General features: G+C 36.6%; 23 protein-coding genes and 1 pseudogene. 2 read left to right on the top strand and 22 right to left on the bottom strand.

Annotated elements, in window-relative coordinates; translation table 11 throughout:
- On the top strand, positions 1–185 hold a 185-nt coding region (locus KH893_RS07865), incomplete at its 5' end, for a hypothetical protein (RefSeq protein ID WP_281165604.1).
- Positions 186–224: 39 nt separating this feature from the next.
- Here the strand turns inward: KH893_RS07865 and KH893_RS07870 are convergent.
- The 20 genes and pseudogenes from KH893_RS07870 to queF form a co-directional block, all read right to left on the bottom strand.
- The gene (locus KH893_RS07870) at positions 225–374 is read right to left on the bottom strand and encodes a hypothetical protein (protein ID WP_281165605.1); all 150 of its coding nucleotides are present in this window, start codon (positions 372–374) and stop codon (positions 225–227) included.
- Positions 375–447: 73 nt separating this feature from the next.
- On the bottom strand, positions 448–633 hold the full coding sequence (locus KH893_RS07875; protein WP_281165606.1) for a hypothetical protein: 186 nt from the start codon (positions 631–633) through the stop codon (positions 448–450).
- 7 nt (positions 634–640) lie between these two features.
- Positions 641–793 (bottom strand): hypothetical protein, encoded by a 153-nt coding sequence (locus tag KH893_RS07880; protein WP_281165607.1) that lies wholly within the window; start codon positions 791–793, stop codon positions 641–643.
- Positions 794–1,195: 402 nt separating this feature from the next.
- Positions 1,196–2,320 (bottom strand): glycosyl hydrolase family 8, encoded by a 1,125-nt coding sequence (locus KH893_RS07885; RefSeq protein ID WP_281165608.1) that lies wholly within the window; start codon positions 2,318–2,320, stop codon positions 1,196–1,198.
- Between the two features lie 13 nt (positions 2,321–2,333).
- Positions 2,334–3,644, bottom strand: coding sequence for a glycosyltransferase family 2 protein (locus tag KH893_RS07890; RefSeq protein WP_281165609.1), 1,311 nt, complete (start codon positions 3,642–3,644; stop codon positions 2,334–2,336).
- Positions 3,641–3,778: a hypothetical protein gene (locus KH893_RS07895; protein WP_281165610.1), complete on the bottom strand. Its 138-nt coding sequence runs from the start codon at positions 3,776–3,778 to the stop codon at positions 3,641–3,643. The genes KH893_RS07890 and KH893_RS07895 overlap by 4 nt, the downstream gene beginning before the upstream one ends.
- Positions 3,779–3,822: 44 nt before the next feature.
- A complete protein-coding gene (locus tag KH893_RS07900) occupies positions 3,823–4,680 on the bottom strand; it encodes a hypothetical protein (RefSeq protein ID WP_281165611.1) in 858 nt (285 codons plus the stop codon).
- Between the two features lie 505 nt (positions 4,681–5,185).
- On the bottom strand, positions 5,186–6,583 hold the full coding sequence (locus KH893_RS07905) for an FAD-binding oxidoreductase (RefSeq protein ID WP_281165612.1): 1,398 nt from the start codon (positions 6,581–6,583) through the stop codon (positions 5,186–5,188).
- 103 nt (positions 6,584–6,686) lie between these two features.
- Positions 6,687–8,294 carry a putative polysaccharide biosynthesis protein gene (locus KH893_RS07910; protein ID WP_281165613.1) on the bottom strand — a complete coding sequence of 536 codons (1,608 nt, stop codon included), beginning with the start codon at positions 8,292–8,294 and terminating at the stop codon, positions 6,687–6,689.
- Positions 8,295–8,375: 81 nt separating this feature from the next.
- Positions 8,376–8,888 carry a CPBP family intramembrane glutamic endopeptidase gene (locus KH893_RS07915; protein WP_281165614.1) on the bottom strand — a complete coding sequence of 171 codons (513 nt, stop codon included), beginning with the start codon at positions 8,886–8,888 and terminating at the stop codon, positions 8,376–8,378.
- A gap of 259 nt (positions 8,889–9,147) precedes the next feature.
- Positions 9,148–10,272, bottom strand: coding sequence for an SLC13 family permease (locus KH893_RS07920; RefSeq protein WP_281165615.1), 1,125 nt, complete (start codon positions 10,270–10,272; stop codon positions 9,148–9,150).
- Positions 10,253–11,095 carry a metallophosphoesterase family protein gene (locus KH893_RS07925; RefSeq protein ID WP_281165616.1) on the bottom strand — a complete coding sequence of 281 codons (843 nt, stop codon included), beginning with the start codon at positions 11,093–11,095 and terminating at the stop codon, positions 10,253–10,255. Before KH893_RS07925 ends, KH893_RS07920 begins: the two co-directional genes overlap by 20 nt.
- A gap of 15 nt (positions 11,096–11,110) precedes the next feature.
- Complete coding sequence (locus tag KH893_RS07930) at positions 11,111–11,527, bottom strand: hypothetical protein (RefSeq protein WP_281165617.1); 417 nt, start codon at positions 11,525–11,527, stop codon at positions 11,111–11,113.
- On the bottom strand, positions 11,514–11,735 hold the full coding sequence (locus tag KH893_RS07935) for a helix-turn-helix transcriptional regulator (protein ID WP_281165618.1): 222 nt from the start codon (positions 11,733–11,735) through the stop codon (positions 11,514–11,516). Before KH893_RS07935 ends, KH893_RS07930 begins: the two co-directional genes overlap by 14 nt.
- A gap of 252 nt (positions 11,736–11,987) precedes the next feature.
- Positions 11,988–12,194: pseudogene (locus KH893_RS07940) on the bottom strand (DUF2207 domain-containing protein); the annotation flags it as partial.
- Between the two features lie 157 nt (positions 12,195–12,351).
- Complete coding sequence (gene msrA / locus KH893_RS07945) at positions 12,352–13,167, bottom strand: peptide-methionine (S)-S-oxide reductase MsrA (protein WP_281165619.1); 816 nt, start codon at positions 13,165–13,167, stop codon at positions 12,352–12,354.
- On the bottom strand, positions 13,164–13,610 hold the full coding sequence (locus tag KH893_RS07950; RefSeq protein ID WP_281165620.1) for a hypothetical protein: 447 nt from the start codon (positions 13,608–13,610) through the stop codon (positions 13,164–13,166). The genes msrA and KH893_RS07950 overlap by 4 nt, the downstream gene beginning before the upstream one ends.
- Before the next feature lie 125 nt (positions 13,611–13,735).
- A complete protein-coding gene (locus tag KH893_RS07955) occupies positions 13,736–14,236 on the bottom strand; it encodes a QueT transporter family protein (RefSeq protein WP_281165621.1) in 501 nt (166 codons plus the stop codon).
- A 17-nt stretch (positions 14,237–14,253) separates the two neighbouring features.
- Positions 14,254–14,958: a 7-cyano-7-deazaguanine synthase QueC gene (queC, locus tag KH893_RS07960; RefSeq protein ID WP_281165622.1), complete on the bottom strand. Its 705-nt coding sequence runs from the start codon at positions 14,956–14,958 to the stop codon at positions 14,254–14,256.
- Positions 14,959–14,966: 8 nt separating this feature from the next.
- A complete protein-coding gene (gene queF, locus KH893_RS07965; RefSeq protein ID WP_281165623.1) occupies positions 14,967–15,497 on the bottom strand; it encodes a preQ(1) synthase in 531 nt (176 codons plus the stop codon).
- 221 nt (positions 15,498–15,718) lie between these two features.
- Here queF and KH893_RS07970 point away from each other — a divergent pair, with 221 nt between their 5' ends.
- Entirely contained in the window at positions 15,719–16,945 is a 1,227-nt protein-coding gene (locus tag KH893_RS07970; RefSeq protein WP_281165624.1) for an MFS transporter, read from the top strand.
- 79 nt (positions 16,946–17,024) lie between these two features.
- On the opposite strand, the gene KH893_RS07975 is transcribed toward KH893_RS07970, so the two are convergent.
- Entirely contained in the window at positions 17,025–18,194 is a 1,170-nt protein-coding gene (locus KH893_RS07975; RefSeq protein WP_281165625.1) for a 2-isopropylmalate synthase, read from the bottom strand.
- A 293-nt stretch (positions 18,195–18,487) separates the two neighbouring features.
- Entirely contained in the window at positions 18,488–18,703 is a 216-nt protein-coding gene (locus tag KH893_RS07980; protein ID WP_281165626.1) for an SHOCT domain-containing protein, read from the bottom strand.
- Positions 18,704–19,123 lie beyond the last annotated feature (420 nt).

Genomic DNA, 19,123 nt, shown 5'->3' on the forward strand with positions numbered 1-19,123 from the left:
TTAAATTATCATTATTACATCAAAAAAGCCATCCATTCCGCAGAACAGATAGCTTAATAATTCAGCTATACCAATTGAAATTGCAAGTTAAGCAATTTTATTTATCAGTACTACTTGAAAAAGAACCCTTTTTAACAAAGTTTCCAGCTGTCACTAAAACCACCCAAACTAACAGTAAAAATTAAAAATATCAACTTCACGTCCCGACCTCTTCTTAATGATTTTTATTTAATAAAGCTTTGCAGCAAAATCCCTAAAATGCCCAAACCAGTTATTGCACCATTATAAAGCAAGTGAGTGATGATATTTTGCCAAATATTCTTTTTGGCAATCAAGTAAACTACTTGGAAAGTGACGCCCATAACAAAATACATAAGAATTCGGGCAAGTTCCAGTCTACATTATTAATGTGCACTAAAGCAAAAATTAAATTAGCGATCAACGACATCATGGCTTACGACCAGGGATGACCCCATAAACGGTTTTAACAAAATAAACGGTCTCTTCGGTGAAACCCTGCAGCAAACTATTTGAGATATTTTTGCAAACGGGAGCAAAACGACAAACGTAATGATGACCGTCAATACTGCCAACAAACAGCGCTTTAGAAAATGCTGTTTCCAGCGGTACCATCCCCCTTTTAAAGTTCGATCCGACCAATAAAAATGGCCAACAAGAAAAGCGGAAGATAGATTAAACCAGCTTCAATAACTTGTTGCCAAGTTGCTAGGTTTGATCCGCTAGAATCAACTGTCGACGTTTTTTGAAATAATTCCGGAAAAAATACTAACACCGGAATCACAATCAAGGCAGTTGACCATTTAAATCAAGAGACCTTTGATTTCATGATTGCCTCCTACAATTTTTTTGCTTTTAGTCTAGCAAAAATTTACCTGACAGCAAAATGATTTGTTTAATTTAAATAACAGCTTTGTTTTTTTTACTATTTTTAAAATGCTATTTATCTATCTTGTTCATGATCAGAAATTGAATAATATTTCATTCCTTCAACTTAAAAGACGATTTTTATAAATGCAGAGTATGTTGATTAGTTTCATAAAAATCAAATCTAAAGGCATACTTGATTAACCATCACCAAAACTCCAATCACTAGATAAGCAGAATGATCAATTAAATTATAAATTTTGCATTCTACATTAAATGTTTTCTTAGAACTGATCAATTACTCCTTAATTTACTTAAAGTTTGGATTAAACAACGTTAGAACAATCAGTGCCGATTGGTAATAGTTATTTGACATTAGCTTTTGCATAAAGATATATTTTTCTTGTTGAATCAGTTTATTATATTTTTGATTATTTAAAGCTGCATAAAAAATTGGTGCTCCAAAACTAGCTGATTGATAATCATTTAGTTTTTGACCATTCAAGTGATAGCCACCACTAATGTACTTTTTTTGCATAAAAAATTTCATCATTTTATTTAAGATTCTTTGACTTTGGGAATCTGAGCTTTGCGCAAGGTTATATGGCAAGCGACAAGCATTATAATAATATGCACCATCATATTTCGAGCTAACAGTTTTCGGAGCAACAGCAACTGGTTCTTTTGAATTGACCCAAGCAAAATCTGGAAGCAAGCCAGTCTTATGCTGTTGACTAAGAGCTAATAATGTGGCTAGCATTCGTTGCTTGATTTTTAACCAAATACGATTGCCGGTCAAGTGGTAAAAGGCGGTGAATTGTTTAGGCAAGACATCTGATGTTCGTAATAAATTTCGGGCTTTTTTATCAGATGTTGCCCAATTTCCAACTGTTAACAAACCGTCTTGTGGATTGTAATCGTATTTCAAAATGTCCTGAAGGATCAACTTTGCTTGCCGTCGATAAGAGGCTGCATTTTGCGGCCATGCTTTAGCAGCTTGAATTAGTGAATAAGCTAAATAAAGATCGCCATCAGTTGCATTATTTTTAAACTTCTTTAGCTTATGTTTTTTAAAATAAATAACTTGCTTCCATGACATTAAGTTAGTTCTGCCATATCGATTAGCTAAATAATAATTATCAAGTTGCTGAAACTGCTTTTTTGCTTGAATCGGATGAATTTTTTCTAGCCCTTCATTGGCAGCAATTAGCATCCCATAACCTTGACTTTCCGAAAGGACGGTCAATTGGTGATGATTTTTCCTTGAAACAACAAAACTCTTTTTTAGATCTGTCTTAATAAATTTTCGATCCCACTGTTTAAGCAGTGAGGTTTTGATAGTTTTAGAGCTTTCTTTGCGAACAAGTAGTAAAATTCCACTTGAAAATGTTAAAATGGTGACAAATATAATCATAAATAAAGCATTTTTACGCATAACTTACCCTCATTTAATCATTAAACCTTTTAGTTTTAACCCAATTATTTCCCTGGCGATGAAATAGTTTATCAATTGTCACCGAAGTAACTGCTGTGACTGAAACAACTATAAAAAGCTGAGTGTAGGTAAAATATGATGCTAACGCTAACCAAATCTGTTCACTAGTCATTTGTCCAAACTGTGTAGCCATTGCAAGACTGATTTGCAATAAGTAAAGTAAAATCATAATCATCCAATTAAATAATAAGAGCTGGGCAATATATATATTACTGGCAGAAAAAGTGAATGGGAGCACTATATCAGGTATAAAAATACCAATTAGTAGAAAAACCACATTCACCAAAAAAATAAAGTCGGATAAGATGATTGCAGCATTAAACCAGAAAAAAGTACAAACATAGTAAAAAGTTTCTAATTTAACACGCCAATTACTGAGATCGAAAAGATGCTTAAAATTACTGATTACAACCTCGTAATTGCCTTTAGCCCAACGTTTTCGCTGATAATAGTATGCCTTTAGTGATTCGGGTTCTTGTTGAAATGCCTCTGAATTATAAGCTAGCGCGATCAATTTCCCACTTTGCATAATTTTAAACGAAATATCAGTGTCTTCAGTTAATGCTCCATTTTGCCAACCACCAATTTTTTCAACAAATTGCCGATTGATAATAAAATTAGTTCCCGGTATCCGGCCAATCTTAAATAAATTCCATAAACCAACATGCTGAATTCTTTGGGTTACCACAATTTCCTGATTGATACATTTTGTCAAAAAGTTTTGTCTGGCATTGCGTGTTTTATTCCGTCCAAAAGCTGCCATTTGTCTGGATGGATCTTCCAAAACTTTGGCAACTAAAAAGTAGAGCGCGTTTTTTTCAGGAATCGCATCGGCATCATAAACACCAAGATATTCACCATGAGCAAGTTTTAAAGCATCATTTAGTACCCCTGCTTTTCCACCTGTTCCTTGGCGCCTGATCAGTTGAATTTTTCTTGCATGATACTCTGGCAGATTCTTAACCTGTTGCATGATTTGATAAGTATCATCTTGACAATTATCCGCAAACAATAATAACTCGATTTTATCAGCTGGATAATTTAAATTTAAAATAGCTTTAATAGTCTGAGAGATAACAATTTCCTCGTTGTGGGCTGGAACAACGATCGTAATTAATGGATATCTCGCCAATTTTTTGATGGTTGTTGCCTCCTGGCTCTTTCCCAACCAAAAATGGGTAGCTGATGAAATTACAACTAATTCCATGATTAAAGATAGCCAAATTGAAATTAAGGTGATGATCATTAAGACCTGACTTATCATTTCTTCACCTTCCCAAAGTTTTTATTGACACGAAAAAAAATAACTAGGTAGCAGATAAATAAAATCAAAGTGATCATCACAAAAATTCCAGTAATGATCAAAGCAATCATAAAAAAAGCACTTGTCAGATCCATTACATCCTCTCCAATCTCCTAAAATCAAAAACATAAAAATTTACTTATTGGTATTCTTTAATAATGTCAGCTTCTAATTGTCGTTTTAAATTTCGTTCTATTTTATCAAAATTTGCAAATTTCTGCTTGTTTTTATTATTGATATATTCAAAAGCAAATTTGTATTGCAATTGATGTTTGATATTGGCATCATTAAATTGAATCTCAGATAAATGATTCTTAGTTAATTGATTTAACTTATCATGAGTCATCTTGTCAAAAATAGGCGAAATAATTAAGAAATTTCCATCATCTAAGTAATAAATATTTTCACTAGGTATCCGGATTCTTTTTAAACTGTCAGCAATTTGTTTCAAAGTAGTTATATATGCTTGACTATTGATTTGCTGAAACTGTTCACTGTGAGCCCAGTTGATACAGGTAATGCTGAAAGCAAGCTGATTGCTTTTTATCCGATCAAACGCCTGCCAGTAGTGACGGTAGTTGTTGGCAGCATTTTCACGATTTTTAAGTTTAGTGACAGAACTAACATGCTCAATATAATTGATTACATTATTTTTGTCTGATAACGCTGAAAAGCGAACACCAATCAAATACTTGAGGTTTAACGTTAAAAAGCCATAGATCGGGAAAACAAAAATCAAAATGATTCTTTCAATAATCGGTAAATAGATTATCCCAATCATCATTAGGGAAGCACCAATTACGATTGAAAAAAATATGCACCACGTCAATAAAACATTTGGTAAAATAAAACCGCCAACGACACCTAGCATCATCAAACAGGCCATTGGCAGAAAATCATTAACCAGTGTTTTCTGTGAAAAAACAAATAAAACAATTGTCAATAATATCATAATTGAAATTAAAACTTCGATACTTAAATACTGAAATTTTTTCATCGAAAATACTCCTCAATCGTTTCGGTTAAAATCGTAAACAAAAAACAGTTACTACTACTATTTTATAACCATTCTAACATTAAAAGAAACAAAAAAATTAATTTATAAGGATTTTTTCTTGAATTTTCAAATTAGGTGCAACATTTTAAAGTATAAATTCATCAAATAAAAAGCCACTGACATTTCTGCCAGCAGCTCTGATTTTTTAAACTAGTTTAACCATCAATACCTAAAATTAACTCTAACATGGAAAACTTAATTGAATACTGGGAAAAGATTTGACCTCCCCCTTCCATTATCTATTCGGTCACCGTTAAAACTTATATAATTAGTAGATAAATGGATCACTTCCTTTCGCACTTATACTTTAAACGACTGGGAAATGAATTCAATTTTTTCCATCACCTCCTTAATAGGAAGTACTTTAAGACACTATCATTTTAGCATCGATCGGTTTTGATAGCTACTTTTTTGTCATTAATTTCAGTTTAAAGATGTCATTAGTTTAGTTGATTTTCCGTTTTGGATTTAAAATATTCATTGGATCAAATAAAGCTTTGATTTGATGCTGTAAAACATCAACATCTTCACCCAACTCTTCATTATTCCATTGATTTTTAGACATTCCAACTGCATGTTCACCAGAAATCGTTCCACCCAATGCCAAGGCTTTGTGGAACAAGCGTCGAGTTGCTTCGATCACATTAGCCGGTGCTTGTGGCTGATCGTTCCAAAGCAAAGTTGGATGCAGATTGCCATCACCAGCATGACCGGCAGTATAAATGTTAACTTGCAATTGCTCGCCGACTTGAACGATATAATCGGCCATTTCAGCTAATTTGGATGATGGAACGGCCATATCTTCCATAATATAATATTTGCCATTTGCGAAAACTGCTGGTAGCATATCCCGCCGTAACTGAATCAACTTTTCACCTTTAGTTGGATCATCAGTGACTTGAATTTTCCAAGCCCCCTTGTCCTGCAAAATTTTTTGCGACATGTTCAGTTGAATCTCACCAGCATCATCGAACATAAAAATCAACATCGATGAACTGGCTGATTTAGCGTAATGAGTTTGTTTATATTGATCAAGAGCTTGAACAGTTTTACCATCAAGGCCTTCGAGCATTGATGGATAAAGACCTGAAATTCTTAAAGCATGGACCCCTTCAGCTAATTTCGACATATTATCAAAAAAGGCTACTCCGTAAATCTTTTTACCAATTGGAATTGGGAATAAACGAAGTGTAATTTCAGTAACGATTCCTAAAGTTCCTTCAGAACCAACAAATAACTGGGTCAAATTATAGCCAAAAGCCTGTTTGGTCGTCCGACCGCCGACTTTGATTTCCTTGCCATTGGCCAACATAACCTTCAAACCGAGAACTGAATCCTTAGTGGCACCATATTTGATGCCACTAAGACCACCAGCATTAGTGGAAACATTGCCGCCAATCGAAGAAATTGGTTTGGAAGCGGGATCTGGTGCATAAAATAAACCATGCTGGCGAGCAGCTTGATCCAAGTCCTGATTAATGACTCCAGGTTCAACGACGGCTAATAAATCATCTTCATTAACTTCAAGAATTTTATTCATTCGAGCAAGCGACAAAATAATTCCACCATTGAGCCCGTCAGCACCAATTACTGTACTGGTATCAGCCGTTTGCGGAACAACTGGTAAATGAAACTTGGTTGCGGTTTTTAAAACGCCACGAATATCATCTTTATCCCCAACAGCAACATAAGCCAAAACTCGACCATCGATTGTCGATTCGGCCTTACCGTTAGCAACATGTTTAGCTGTGATTTCATCATCTAAATGAATCTCGGCATGCGGTGCCTGTTTTTTTAATTCATCAATAATTTCTTCTTGATTATATGCTGTAAAAACTGACATTAACAAGATCCTCCTTGTGTCATTAATAAGCCTTACAAAATTTATTTATTAAAAATAAGCAACTTCATTGTCGACCCAAGTTGTCCACCTTGTCAAGACAAAATCAAAAATGCTTGTAACTTTTTTTCTTCCAATTGAGCTTTAAAACAATTTGTGGCAGACCATACCAATAAGCTAAGCCGAGATAAAGTAAAAGCGCTGGAATCCCAAAGATCATCGAGAAGAATAAACAATCCAAACGCTCCTCTCCTAATGGCAACCATTTGAGTGCTGCAAATAAAATACTTGCAACAAAGGCAAAAATCAGATTTACTTTAGTTAAAAGGCCCAAATCTGCAAATTGGCTAAGTTTTTTAGTTTGACTATAATCCATTAAATACTTCAAACAATAGCCCAGGGTCACTGCAAATGCAAGCGCTGTCGCCAACAAAGCACCATAATCATGGAAAAAGTAAACTAATGGATACTGCAAAACCAGTTTTAAAATCAACGTAATTGTTAATAAGGTAACTGCCAGCCGATGCTTACCTAACGATTGGACCATTGTAAAGACATCGGTAAAGACAGCTTGAATAAAGGTCATCAAAATTGACCAGAATAACAACCAGCCACCATGGGCATTATAGCCGAAAAAGATCGTATTAATCTGCCCGGCTAAAAGTGCCAGGATTATTGTTGCTGGTGCTAAAAGGCCAAACAACAATCGAAAGTTATCTTGGATCACAGCAGTAGCTTTTTGATGATTTGTTTGAGAACTGGCCAAAAGCGGCAGTGTCGTTCCTGAAATAGCCATAGCTAGCGAAATAATAACAGTAGTAATTTTGGTTGGATTAGCGGAAAACAAAGTAAACAAATTTTGAATCTTGGTCAAATCAAAATTTGTACTGTGTTGCATGATTGATTTAAAAGTAAATTGATCGATCAACTGTCCCAAAGTAATGCCCGAGCCAACATAAACAAACGGCAAAGCTTCTTGAATAATTTGCCAAAAAAGCTGTTTGATCTTCAATTTGCCAGCTGGCAGACTTACTTGCAACTGATGTTGGTAAAGTGACTTTTTTCGCTGATAATAATGCCATAAATAAACCAAACTCACAACTGCCCCAACAAAAGCCGCAAAAGTACTCCAAGCAACGGCTACAGCCAGTGACTGACGTAATAGATTGAATGACAAATAAGTCATTAACATGATAAAAATGATTCGCGCCAATTGTTCAAATAATTGTGAGATTCCAAATGGTTTTAAATCCTGGTTGCCTTGAAACCAACCTCGAATCACACTCATCACTGGTAAAATAACTAATGCGGGAACCAAAGCTCGAATTGTTAAAGTAGCTGCCTGGGTATCAGAAACTGGTGAATGAGCAGCGATTAAAGGTGCAAAAAAATAAAACAATGCACCACAGATCAAACCTGAAATAGTCATAAAAGCTAGTGCAGCTTTAAATAAGTGGCGACTATCATAAAACCGATTTTCTGAATTGTAAATGGCAATTTTGCGTGAAATAGCTGTAGGAAAACCCGAAGTTCCAAGAGCTAAAAATAAGGCATAGGCATTGTAAGCCGAATTAAATAAGGCCTGAGCGGCATATTGATTTTGTTGGCTGCCAAACATTAACAGCCAAGGAATTAAATAAAGTATGCCCAGCACACGCGAAAAAATACTGCCGAACGACATCCAAAAAGTCCCTGCCAGCATTTTATTTTTCAAAATAAATTTCACCTACTTCATTTGCTAATAGATTCAACTTACCATAATAATTGCTAAGCAAATCATAATATTTGGTAAAAATCACCTTTGCCAGCTAGTAAACAGTTTTTTTCGCAGCAAAAAAATCCCTGTCAACAAATAAAGCAGTAACACTAACAGGCTTTCCTTGAGCGATTGAACAGTTGGCGTTTTGGTGATGATTCCATTGAACAAGATACCGGTGAAATCTAAAATAAAGTGGTAAAAAATTGGCCAGCCTAACTTCCCAGTTCGCAAGTATAAAGCAGCCAGCATGATACCTAAAACAAAGGCATTCGCCATTTGAAGCAAAGTTGCCGACCAAGATTGGGCAGCCAGATTAACAAGATGAGTCAGCCCAAATAAAAAGCTGCTCAAGAAAACAGCAGCTAAATAACTTCGATAAGTATTCGTACTTTTAGCCAAAAAATTATTCAGTAATATACCACGGAAAAAAAACTCTTCAAAAACCGCGGCTGCTAAAGCTAAACAAGCGGAATCAACGAAATGAGCTGCGGTATAAGTTCGCTGAGAAATGATTGCAACGCTAAACAAAAATGCTAAAATTAACGGCAAACTATTAATCCTGCACATTTGACGGAATTTAAGCTGAAAGTTAAAGTTGATTTTAAATTTCAAAAAGAAATGATTAAGCCCCCACAGCAAGAGTAACAGAAGCGGATCAGTGATTAAAATGCGATTTGCCCCAGTAAAATGCACTAACAAATAAAAAAAGTGTAATAAAACAAAGACAACCATTAACCCTAACCATATTGCAATGGTCAGCAAAAAAGGATTTTTTTTCAATTTTTTTACCTCATTTTTAATTTTTTGTTTACCTAATCAAAAAGTAACCGACGATTCCTAAAAACACCAGGCTGATCAGATTAACTTTAGTAAAAATCAATAAATAATTATCAGATCTTTGTTTGAAATTTAACAAATATTGCTTATAGGCCAGCAAGTTAGCCAATGAAGCAATTAGAGTCCCTAAGCCACCGATGTTAACGCCCAAAAATAATGCCCGAACAGCATGGCTAAATGGTGCTAGCAAGATAGTAGCTGGCACATTACTGATCAGCTGACTAATGCCTAAGCTGGTCAAGTAAACTGCTACTGATGAATTTAACAGTGTGTCCAAGGCATTTTTAACTAGCTCAGCTCGGCTAAGATCACCGACAGCAATGAAAAAGCAAATAAACGTCAACAAAAGTCCATAATCAATCTTGGCTAACAAATGATGATCAATAAGCATGAGCAAGCTCAAGGCCAAAAACAGCATCAACCAGCTTGGCAGTAAGCCTAAAATTCCCAATAAAATTGGCACAGTCAGTATAATCGTTAAGCAAAGCTGCACCATTGGCAACTTGAATTTAAGCATTTGTGGCGCTGTCACTGGAGCTTTAGTAAACTTGCATGACCAAGTTGCAAGCAATAGCAAACTAAAAAGCGTAATTGGTCCAGCTAGCTTAATGAAATCAAGCAAATTCAGCTGATAATGTTTTAGGAGAAATAAATTCTGCGGATTGCCGATTGGCGTGACTAGACTACCTAAATTAGCTGCTAAATTGATCAAGACAATCGGCAAAACTGGCTTGATTTTTACTTGTTTAGCGATAATGGCAAATAATGGTACGATTGTTAAAATACCAACGTCGTTTGTCAAAAACATTGAACCAATAAAAGTTAGTGCCAACAACAATTGGATTAACAGGCGCTGATTATTCGCACGTGAAATTAAGTAAGCTGCACCGTTTGATAGCAAGTTCAGTTTTTCATAAACTTGAATAACTGCCATTAAAGCCGCCAATGAAAAAATAGTTTGCCAATCGATATCACTAGCTTGCGGTCGGCTGATTATCAAACTTAAGCTTGCGACGATTGCTGCAGTCCATAAAATTTTGTCTTGGACGATTTTTTTAATTATTTCCATAAAACCTTTACCATTTGTCTTTTTCAATCAATTGTTCAGCCAGTAGCGGATAATTATGAGCTTGATTTTCTTTGTGAACATTAGCTGAGGTAAAAGTGAAAGTCCCGGTTGCTAATAAAAAAGTATACAGTCGCTGAAATGGCAACTGACGTTTTTCAGCCACCGAGGTTTCGGCAGTTGAGTCATAAGGAATATTTTTAAAATCACAATCCGCTAACCGCTTGTTTTCAAAAGTTAGGATCACATACGCTGCTTGAGCTGCCGCCAAATTTATTTGTGGTGAAACTGATTGGCCAACACTGCCCGGATTGATCACGTAACGACCATCAGTAGTTTGACGCAATAACTTTTGATGCGTATGACCATATAGTGCAATTTGTGCTGTTGAATCAGCTAATAATGCATCAAAGTTTTCTTGCGGGGCGGTTGGAATGGTCAAATGACCACGACAACTTTTCGGTGTTGCATGAAACACCCGAACCTCTACCCCACTAATTTTTACGGTTTGACAAAGTGGACGCTCAGCCAGCCAACGAAAAGCCTGGCTGCCTAACTGTTGGCGATCAAAAGCTGAGGTTACCACGGCCATGATAGCTTTATCGTTATTTTGAAAATTAACAAAATCATGGTTTAACAGGCTTCGGTAGACTTCCTCGTGGTTGCCAATCACCCAAGCGAGTGGTTTGACTGCCTGCAGTGCGGCAACACATTCTTGCGGTGCTGGACCACGATTGGTAATATCACCTAGAATTAAGTATTCATCAACTTGTTGCTGCTTGGCATCCGCTAAAACTGCCTGTAAAGCAGTATAATTTCCATGAACATCAGCAATTACTGCAACTTTTACCAAAGTAATCGATCCTTCCTATTGTTTACTGCGGTAAACATTATTATAAGCCAAAACGCCAGTAACCACCAAAGCAACTCCCCCGCCACAAATCAGTGCTAGCCAAAGACGTTGAAAATTAAACAACCATGCCCATAAAAAGCTATAAATCAGGAATTGTCCGCTCAAAAAGATTAGTAATTTTTTGGTGGAAAGCTTTGGATGATCATCAATTGCGGCAGTCACATTTTGTTCCAAAATTCCTAAGATAGCCATTGTCAAAATAAAGACTACCCAAAGCGGATTATTCCAGGTTAAAACCTGCTTAAAGACTTGCTGGCTTTGCCAAGCTTGAATTATCAAATAAAGCAAGATCAAACTATTTTCAAAAATAAAAGCCAGCTTAATATTTTTTAACTGTTTGATTTTTAAACGTTCATCATTAACTTTTTTCAATTTTCTGCGCCTCCGCTTGATCGATCCAAAAAACTTGATCGAGAGTTTTATCTAATTGATAACAGATTTGTAAGCATAGATGCAAGGTCGGATTATATTGATCTTTTTCAATTAACCCGATCGTTTGGCGCGTCACGCCAACTAATTCAGCTAGTCTTTTCTGAGAAAGGTTTTTTTCAACGCGAAAAAGCTTGACCCGATTTACCATTCAACCCCTCCCATCTAGAATCAACTCAATGGAATGTATATATTCCATAAGTAAAATATACATTGCATATCACGGAAAGTCAAAAATTTTAAAATACTCCACCACCAAAGCCGCCGCCAAGCAAGACGGTGCCGATTGCCAGGATCGTTAACAACAAATAGTACTTCAAAACCCGCTTGATTTAAGGGTCAAGATGCGGCTTTCAATAAAACTACTAGCAGGATTTTGGACGGTCATAATCACAACTTTTCCTTATCGTCGATTAACTTGAGTCGACCCATTCGTTTGACCAGGCGTCCAAGCTTGCAATTGGCGGACATTTGTATGTGGCAAAGTAATCAAGATCCAAACATAATGCAAAGCAACATCCCACTTACTGCCAATAATTTTCCAATTCATTTCTGCCATATCGCGCCAGATTGTGACCACAGGATTTATGCGGTGGCGATAAATATAAGTGGCCGGTCCAGAAGCTTTGGACTAAGTCTAAATTAGTCAACGAAAAGAGAATTTTATCCTTGGATAGTTTGATGACCCAAAGTATTACTCATCAGACCTGATTTTTAATCATAAATATCAAAATGAGAAGATTGGAGAATAAACTTCTTCAACCTTCTCATTTTTTTAGTCTTTCGATCCATCTTTTACCAAACAAGAAAAATTTACGCTCAACTTTCAACTGCCGGTAACGCTGAGGATATTTCTGATAAAATCGTTGATGAAAGTTTTCGGCTGGATAAAAATCACTTGCTGGTAAAATTGGCACGACGATTGGTTCTCGATAATCACGGCTGATGGCAAGTTTGGTTTGTTCTGCTAATAACTTTTGTTGCGGACTAAGATAAAAAATCTGTGCTCGGTAATTTTGACCGCGATCGTTGATTTGTCCTCGAGCATCAGTTGGATCGATCAACTGCCAGTAACACTCCAGCAAAGCTCGATAACTTAAATAACGTTGGTCAAAAATAATTTCAACTGCTTCAACATGTCCGCTGTCTTGGCTGCTGACTTGCTCGTAAGTTGGATCAATTGTCTGGCCGCCAGTATAGCCAGCAATTACCGCAATAACTCCTGGCTTTAATTCAAATGGTTCGACCATACACCAAAAACAGCCACCAGCAAAAATTGCACGCTGTTGCTCAGGCAAATCTGCCTGATAATGACGCTGAATAAGCTTCTTTGCTGAATTAACTGATTGGCCAGTCAATTCAGTATAAAAGTCGGTCATATCTGGAGTCAAATTGTTTCTGATCGCCAAGGGCCGCAATTTCAACTCTAAGTTTTCCCAAGCTTGTTGCGAATTTTTTTCCAATTGATTTTTAGCAATCAGTAGTTGTTCGCGTTCCCACTGTCGCGTCGCTGGATTTAAAATCAGATTATAGAGATCGCGCTCAAGTTTAACTGCTGCTGACTGATTTTTCAAGTTAATCACCGCACTTCTTTATGCTTTTTGCGACTAATTTGAAAGAATAGGCCGACTAACATTGTCAAATCAAAAAGCACTTGCAGATTAGCTGACCAGCCAACTCCAAAGGTAAAAAAACCAAATTCCACTAGCCAACAAGTAACTATAAACCAACTAATGAACCAATTTAAACAAAGCTTTCCAACCACTGTATTTAAAATAGCCCAGCGATTTTGGCCTAAGAATTTCAAATTAACAAAAATTAGCCCTGCAAAATTTAAAATTAACAGTAGACCTAGTGCATTAGTTAATGAGGTGCCAGTAGTAAACCATCCATCTGGCTGGCCATTTAAGCCAAAATGTTGTGGCAAAGGCGTTAGTAGCTGCTGTTTAAAAAGTAGTACAAATAAAGTTTGTAAGAGCCAATTTAGGAGGACCAAACTCAAAATAACTTTTCTGTTTTTTTTCATAATTGCCTCACCTGCTTTAATATCCTTAGAATATCATATTCCGCTAAATAAGTAATTCAATTTAGATTAAAGCGCTGGAAAAATCAATTTTTCCAGCGCTCGTAATAATTTTAAATTTTTTGCAATCAAAAGCTTAGCAACTTTTGCAAGTCAAATTTATGATTGATCAAAGAAAGAATCACCAATCCAAGAACTTGGGCGATCAGTTGACCAATTACCAAGTATACATAGGTAATGACAAAAGGAACTTTAGAAATTGCTACTAATTCAATTGCAACAAAAATCATTGCTAAAGAAACGCTTATGCCAACAACGATTGATTTGATAAATCTGCGCTTGACTTTCTGGTTTATCAAAATGGCAACCGCTAAGCCGCCACCGGTAACTCCTAGTCCAACCAGAATATCTAATAAGCCAAATGGACTAAGCAGTAAATTAGCAATCACGACTCCCAAGACCATTCCCCAATATAAGTGTTTATTAAAAGCTACTAATTGGTACAAAGCAGTTGATATTCGAACTTGAATCACTCCAAAAGAAAAACTGGAGAACAAGGCAGTGATGACTACATAACAGGCGGCAATTAAACCGTTCAGTACTAAGAGTTTCAATTTTTTATTATTCATTTTTCCACCTCAAGAATTTAATGTTCCCAATCAATTTTAATTTCATATTTGATGGGATCTTTTAAGCCGTTAATTTTAAAAGCTTTGATTCGATCGCGACAAGTTGCACATTTTCCACATGAAAACTGCTGTCCTTCATAACAAGAACGGGTTAACTCAAAAGGAACTTTTAGTTGCCGGCCGAATTGAACAACTCCTGCTTTATTGCGTTTAATTAATGGTGCTGCTAATTGAACCTGATTGTCAGTCCCTAAAACAACGGCTTGGTTCATAGCATGGTAGAAGCTCGGTGAACAATCTGGATAAGCGTTGCCAGCTGCATCATCAGCATGAGCCCCGTAAACGACTGTCGAACATTGACGACTATAGGCTAGGGCAGCTGCTTGAGAAATCATTAGGCCATTCCTAAAAGGTACATAGGTATCAACAATTCCAGAACCATTTTGCTGCATAATTGCTTGATAGCTAAGCTGCGCTATCTGACCATTTCCCTGCAGCAAAGTTGATGAAGACCCCGAAAAAATTTGTGGATCAATTTTAGCAATTAAATGTTCAACTTTATAAAATTGGGCAACCTGCCGCGCGTTTTGCAGTTCTAATTGGTGTTTTTGGCCATAGGCAAATGACAGCGCGATTATATTTTCTTTACCTTGATCTTTAACTGCCTGCGCTAAGCAAACGGCTGAATCTAAACCACCAGAAAGTAAAATTACTTGTTTCATCTTTTCACCTACCTGACTGCATTTTTATACGTTGGCAACTGATTTAGAAATTGTAATTTTCTTTGAAATGCTAACTGTTTCAGTTCATCCGTTTCGTATTTAGGATTGACCCGATTGACAAAGGGGTAAATTGAAATCCCGCCACGTGGAGTAAATAAGCCAAAAACTTCAATATATTTGGGATCCATTAATCGTTCAAGGTCTTTTAGGATGATATTCATACAATCCTCATGAAAATCACCATGATTGCGAAAACCAAAAAGGTACAATTTCAAGCTTTTGCTTTCAACCATTTTTTGCGTTGGAATATAAGAAAGATAAACTTTGGCAAAATCAGGCTGGCCTGTTTTGGGACAAAGACTGGTGAATTCGTAAGCATCAAAAGACACCAGGTAATCATGGTCAGGATGTTTATTAACGAAGGTTTCTAAAACTGAGGGATCATAATCTTGTGGATACTTGGTCTGTTTATCGCCAAGCTGGGAAACATTCCCAAATTCTTGCGGTGTACGTGAAGTAAAACTATTAGAATTTTGCATCTTAAAAAAGCTCCTTTTGTTTTTTTGAGTGGAGGTTTAGGGAAAACATACTCCGTTTAATTAATCAGCGTTTTCAGTCTACAATAAAACTCGCTGAAAAACAAATCCTCTCACAAAAAATTATTTTTGGTCTTGTAATTATCACTCTTTAATGAAATAATACCTAATAGTGTAGCAAAATAAATGACGCCCGTGAGCGTCAATTTTGGAGGTCTTTAAATATGGAACAAATCAAATTAACCAACCAGAAGTCATTAAGCAACTCACAAAAATGGGTTATTGCTTCAACGGCTTCTGGTTTTACTTTAGAGAACATGGATATCATGTTTTTGTCATTTTCATTGGCTTCAATAATTGCTTCTTTGCATTTATCAGGGACGGCTGCTGGATGGATTAGCTCAATCACTAATTTGGGAATGTTAGCCGGCGGAGCTGTTTTTGGACTGTTAGCTGATCGTATTGGCCGGGTCAAAACGTTTTCCTATACCATTTTTATTTTTGCGTTTGCAACTGGTTTAATGTATTTTGCCCATAGCTTGCCTATGATTTATACGATGCGTTTCTTAGCTGGCATTGGGGCAGGCGGAGAGTACGGAGTCGGTATGGCTTTGATTGCTGAAAACTTTCATCGCGATCACGTTGGGAGAATGACCTCAGTTGCCGCGATTGGCGGACAGGTCGGGGCAATCATTGCTGCCTTGTTGGCGGCTTATATTATTCCAAGATTTGGCTGGAACGCTTTATTTTTATTTGGAATTATCCCGGTTTTATTGACTTATTTTATTCGTCGTCATTTGACTGAAAGCCAAGAGTTTTTACAAGCAAAGCAAATTGCCCAGAAACAAAACCAAGCGGCGACTTTTGGTCAATTATTTAAAACTTGGCAATTGACTGTCCAAACTCTAGGACTGATGGTAATGACTATTGTCCAAATTGCTGGATATTTTGGTTTAATGAATTGGTTGCCCTCCATCGTTCAACAACAGCAAGGCTTGAGTATTGCTAGCTCATCATTGTGGATGATTGCGACAATCATTGGGATGAGCATTGGGATGCTGGTATTCGGCTACCTAATGGATACATATGGTCCGCGCCTTTCATTTGCAATCTTTTTGCTTGGTTCAGCTAGTTCGATGTTTGTGATTTTAGCAGCCCAAAATTCGCTAACTCTAATCTTAGCGGGTTGTTTGATCGGCTTTTTCTCCAACGGGATGTTTGGGGGTTATGGCGCAGTGATCAGTCAACTTTATCCTGCACAAATCAGGTCAACAGCTAACAATCTTATTATGAATGTTGGTCGAGCAATTGGTGGTTTTTCATCTGTTGCAATCGGCTTTTTAATGGATCATTTTAATTTGACAGTTACCATGGGATCCTTATCAACCTTATACATTCTTAGTTTGTTAGTGATGATTAGTTTGCCAGGCCTGAAACAGCTCAGTAAATAGTTCTTAACAAAATAAAAATGGATCATTAAATTCAGTTTTGTTCTGAAATTTAATGATCCAATTTTTTAGCTGCTAGTGCTTAATTTTGTTGCTTCATTGTTTCAAATTGCTGCATGATCTCTCGCAAGTCATCTTCGCCCACAATTGATTGATTATCCGCAATGTGTTTGAAAATTGGGAAGATTTTTTTCATGTCATCCTTAGTTACTTGATAGCCAAGTTCTGACAATTTAACGGCGACTGCATGTGACCCTGACAATTTACCTAACGGAATCGATGAATGGGCGATTCCAACACTTTGTGGTGTCAAGATTTCATAAGTTGCATGATTCTTCAAAAAGCCATCTTGATGAATACCTGATTCGTGTGAAAAAACATTTGAACCGGTGATTGGTTTATTATGGGGCAATGGCATTTTAGCTTTTTGACTGACCAATTTAGCCAACTCATAAGTTTTTTTCAAATCAACATGATTTCTTGCTTGGTAAAAATCATGACGAACATACATTGCAGCTGCTACTTCTTCCAGGGCTGTATTGCCAGCTCTTTCGCCGATTCCATTAATCGTTCCTTCAATTCGTGTCGCACCGTGCCGGATCGACTCTAAAGCATTGGCCGTTGCCATTCCCAAATCATTGTGACAATGAACTGAAAACGTCACTCGGTCAAATTCTGGAATATTTTCTTTCAGGTAATCGAACAAAGCGCCAAACTCATCCGGATTAGTATAGCCGGTGGTATCAGGTATATTAATTACATCAGCGCCGGCAGTAATTGCTGTTCGCACAGCTTTGACTAAGAAGTCCCATTCGGTCCGAGTCGCATCTTCTGGAGAAAATTCGACGTGTTCAAAGTGTTGCCGTGCATAACTAACGCATGCCTGAATTTTTTTAATAACTTGCTCTTGGGTCATATGCAATTTTGACTCGCGATGAATTGGACTCGTGGCAATAAAAACATGAATCTGACCATGCGGAGCATCAGCCAAAGCCTTGATTACCGCATCAATGTCTTTTTTAACACAGCGTGCCAGACCAATCACATTGCAGTTAGTTACTTCCTGTCCAATTCGTCGCACCGCATTAAAATCGTTTTCTGAAGTAACTGGAAAGCCAGCTTCAATTACATCGGCCCCCCAGTCAGCAATTTTTTGTGCCAACATAATTTTATCTTCAATTGAAAAATTAACACCAATTGTCTGTTCACCATCACGCAAAGTTGTATCAAAAAACTGAATCATTTTACTCATATTAAATTCTTCCCCCTATGGATTTAAAATTTGTTAAAATAAAAACGCCCCATTCAGGTAGAATGAGACGTTTTGTCTTTCGAGCCCCATTCTACTAACGCGAAATAGGACTCGACATTATCTGTCAGAGTCCTCGGTCATAGTAGTAGGGCAAAATCAATTACATAATTAAATTTCCACTGCTTTTTCATTTACGAAGACTCCCTTCTCAGTTATTTCTTTTAATTTAATATTTTTTTAATTAAAAGTCAAGCCTTTTCTTAATAAAAAAAGTTTTTTCTCAGAAATAACTTTCAATTTCTCAAATTATGGCAACGTGTTTGATAGGTTTCCCAATCAATTTCACCACTCGCATACTTTTCATCAAGGACTTTTTTGGCTGAGCTGGTCTTTCTAGTCAAACCAAAAACTAGACTGCTGAAAATGACAACAAATACTAATAAAGCAGTGATTGTTAACCAAAAACTACTGCCCATAAAACCATAATTGGAACAAAAGCGCCACATCATTCTCAAACTCACCTCCTGTAAATGCCTCAAATTCATTATACATTTTGTTTATTTTGATTACAATTGTCATCAGGGCTTGAGAAAGATTAAGCTCAGTTAAGGATGTTATAATCAACTAAAACTTACTTTTAAGACATGTGGTTATAAGTCAAGATGAATTTTAGCTCTTTGAAAACTGAATATGCTTGTTGAAAACCGGAAAAACGTTCACTAACTAAGCCTTTGAAACTTCCTGACTGATGCTGACTCCAGGCTAGACCTGTGCGTAGTTTTCAGTTTAATTTCAGCGCTGAAACGCTCTATTTGACCGATTTCAGCAATGATACCGGTAGCGTGAACCTGTCCGATCCGAGAAAAAAGTCTATACCAGTTGACCAAAGCCAATGACAATTAGAGAGTAACATGTGGTATTCAAAAAAC

The sequence above is a fragment of the Liquorilactobacillus sicerae genome, assembly GCF_029916425.1.
GTDB classification, from domain to species: domain Bacteria; phylum Bacillota; class Bacilli; order Lactobacillales; family Lactobacillaceae; genus Liquorilactobacillus; species Liquorilactobacillus sicerae.